The sequence below is a fragment of the Paraburkholderia sp. CNPSo 3274 genome (assembly GCF_024206475.1).
In the GTDB taxonomy this organism is placed as follows: Bacteria; Pseudomonadota; Gammaproteobacteria; order Burkholderiales; family Burkholderiaceae; genus Paraburkholderia.
This window is the reverse complement of sequence record NZ_JAMBPR010000181.1, coordinates 1-2,897: the sequence shown is the minus strand read 5'-3', so window position 1 is coordinate 2,897 and position 2,897 is coordinate 1. Positions and strand designations below refer to the sequence as shown.

The window sequence follows — 2,897 nt, the reverse complement described above, 5'->3', positions numbered from 1 at the left end:
GAGCAGCAGGCGGTGATCGAGGCGGCGCGTGGCACCGGGGACCTGAAGATCAAGGCATTTGCAGGCGCGGGCAAGACCTCCACGCTCCAGCTCGTGGCCGAGCACATCGGGCATCGGCGCGGTATGTACCTCGCGTTCAACCGGGAAATCGCGGCAAACGCCGCCCGGCGCTTTCCACCTCACGTCGGCGCACGGACGATGCATTCGCTGGCGTGGGCCTGCGCCAGCCCGGCGCTCAGAAGCCGCGTGAGCCTTCAGGGCGAGCCGCCGCACGAACTTGCCGCACGCTACGGGCTTGGCCCACTGGAAGTCCGCACGGTGACTGGCAAGACCGTCGAGATCGCCGCGTTTGAGATCGGGCGGATGATTGCCGATGGGCGGGACAGATTCTGCCGGTCCGCGGACATACAGCCGGCAGCGCAGCATATTGTCGTCGATGAAAAGATCGACGAAGCGGTGGCCGCGCAACTGCGCACCTACCTGCTGCCTTACGTCGGGCGGCTGTGGGAAGAGGGCACGGCAGCCCACGCCGCGAGCGCCATTTCGCCTGACGTCCTTCTGAAGCACTGGGCGCTCTCGGAGCCACGCATCGCAGCCGATTTCATCCTGTTCGACGAGGCGCAGGACAGCGATGGTGTGATGCTTTCGGTCCTCGGCCGCCAGCGCCACGCGCAGATCATCTATGTGGGCGATCCTTACCAGCAAATCTACGAGTGGCGGGGCGCGGTCAATGCGATGGCGCAGATCGACGCGCCCGAACGTGCACTCACGGAGTCGTTCCGTTTTGGCGCCACGTTCGCGGCGCTCGCCAGCCGCCTGCTCGCACTGCTCGGTGAGCGCACGCCCATCCGGGGACAGGAAGCCATTGGCTCGATCATGGTGGAAGATCCTGCGCTCGCGCCGCCGGTCGACGCGATCCTGTGCCGGAAGAACGTCACGGCGATCTGGCAGTTCGCCGCGGGACTCGAGGCGGGACACCGACCGGCGATCCGGATGAGTCCCACCGAGATTCTCGCTTACGCTGACGGCGCTGACCGGTTGCTGGCCGGCCAGCGCGCGTTCCGTCCGGCGGCATTTTCGCTGTTCGAGACGTGGAGCGACGCACAGGCGTTTGCGCGCAGTGCGTTTGGTCAGGACCTGCTGCCGGTTGTGCGCATCGTCGACGAGCTGGGGACCGGCTATCTGCGGGCCCTGGCGCAGCGTTCGGCGGCGGAGGGCGCCGCCGACTATGTGATCTCGACCGTCCACCGTGCCAAGGGCCTCGAATGGAAGCGGGTCAAGGTTGCCAACGATTTCCGCCTGCGCGGGGCCGACGGCAGTCCGATGCCGGACGACGATGAACTGCGCCTCCTCTATGTGGCCGTGACACGGGCGCAGCATGTCCTCGATATCTCCGGGTTGCGCGACGAACTGCTGCGGCTTTTCAGTCTCCGGCGCTAGCACCTGCTGGTAAAAGTGGCGTCGGCGTTGCCCGACGATGCTTACACAATGCCGTCCGACAGGTCGGGACGCAGTTCGGCCTCGAGCTGATCGATGGTCGGCAGACCGGTCTCCAGCGAGGGTGGCACCTCGCGCATCAGCTGGTACTCAGCCACACCCATTGGCTTGGCCACGCCACGCAGCGCATATTCCGCCACGAGCCGGTTCTTTTCCTTGCACAGCAGCAGGCCGATGGTCGGCTGGTCCTCGGGCGCCTTAACCTGCGCATCGATTGCGGACAGGTAGAAGTTCAGCTGGCCCGCATATTCGGGCTTGAACGGTGTCGTTTTCAGTTCGACGACGACATAGCAACGCAGCTTGAGGTGGTAGAAAAGCAGATCGACGAAAAACTCGTCGCCACCGACCTCCAGCCGGTACTGGCGCCCCACGAACGCGAACCCGGCACCCAGTTCGAGCAGGAAGCGGGTGATGTGCTGCAAGCGCGCGCTCGATATCGCGCTCCTGGGCGTTTTCGGTCAGGCCGAGGAAGTCGAAGATATACGGATCCTTGAGCACGTCGCGCGCGAGATCGGATTGCGGAGGTGGCAACCGGTCGGCGAAATTCGTGACGGCGTTGCCGGCAGGCGCATGGGCGGCCGTCTCGATCTGCATGGTCAGCACGCTGCGCGACCCAGCCGTGTTCGAGCGCCTTGGCGGCATACCAGTCGCGATGCGCGGGATCCTTGTCGAGCAAGGTGCAAAGGTGGGAACCACGGCAATTGTGCAGCAGGCTGCTGCACAAATTCCGGATCCGGCCACGCCTGGGCAAGGGCGCGCATGTATTTCAGGTTGCGCGGCGAGAAACCTCGCATGTCAGGGAATGCGGACTTCAGGTCGCGCGCCAGCTGGTCCACGACGGCGGTTCCCCATCCCTGTTGCTGCCGCCGCTGAAGGATATCGTTCCCGATCTGCCAGTACAGCTGGATCAGCTCCCGGTTTACACTGGCGGCCGCGCGCTGGCGAGCGCGCTCGACGCGCTGCTTCAGATCGGACAGCCAGCGGCGGTAGTCGTCACTTCTGGCAAGGCTGGTCAGGTCATTTGTCATGCAGTGCGGGCGCCATGCACCGGTCGTCGGACCATCAAAGGTCGATTATCCAGTTGGCGACACGTAGCCGGCAAGGCCGGTGGCCAGCCGGTCGAAGCAGGATTATACCATCGCACCCCATCAAATGTCAAAGCCATTTTCAGATGTCGGGGTCCCGGCTAAATACAGATGTCGGGGTTGAGGTTGGTTCTGGGTGTGGTTGTTTTGCAGTCCTTTATATCTATCTGGAGGGGGTTTTTAGCACCGAGCCTCCCGGATTGCGGTGAGTCCCCATTACCGCCGCATTCAAGTCCTCGAGCGTCACTTCGCGCTGCTTCCGTGTGCCAGGCAATGGTTTCGGTTTGCGTACCGCGGCGCCGCGATTGGTGCGGG

Annotated in this window: 3 protein-coding genes; 1 reads left to right on the top strand and 2 read right to left on the bottom strand. The window is 64.2% G+C overall.

The window, feature by feature from the left end:
• On the top strand, positions 1-1,440 hold a 1,440-nt coding region (locus M3I54_RS43830), incomplete at its 5' end, for a UvrD-helicase domain-containing protein (protein ID WP_254346632.1).
• A 41-nt stretch (positions 1,441-1,481) separates the two neighbouring features.
• Here M3I54_RS43830 and M3I54_RS45045 read toward each other — a convergent pair.
• A complete protein-coding gene (locus tag M3I54_RS45045) occupies positions 1,482-1,934 on the bottom strand; it encodes a PDDEXK nuclease domain-containing protein (RefSeq protein WP_309249688.1) in 453 nt (150 codons plus the stop codon).
• A gap of 159 nt (positions 1,935-2,093) precedes the next feature.
• The gene (locus M3I54_RS45040; protein WP_302059389.1) at positions 2,094-2,525 is read right to left on the bottom strand and encodes a DUF1016 N-terminal domain-containing protein; all 432 of its coding nucleotides are present in this window, start codon (positions 2,523-2,525) and stop codon (positions 2,094-2,096) included.
• Positions 2,526-2,897: the final 372 nt, after the last annotated feature.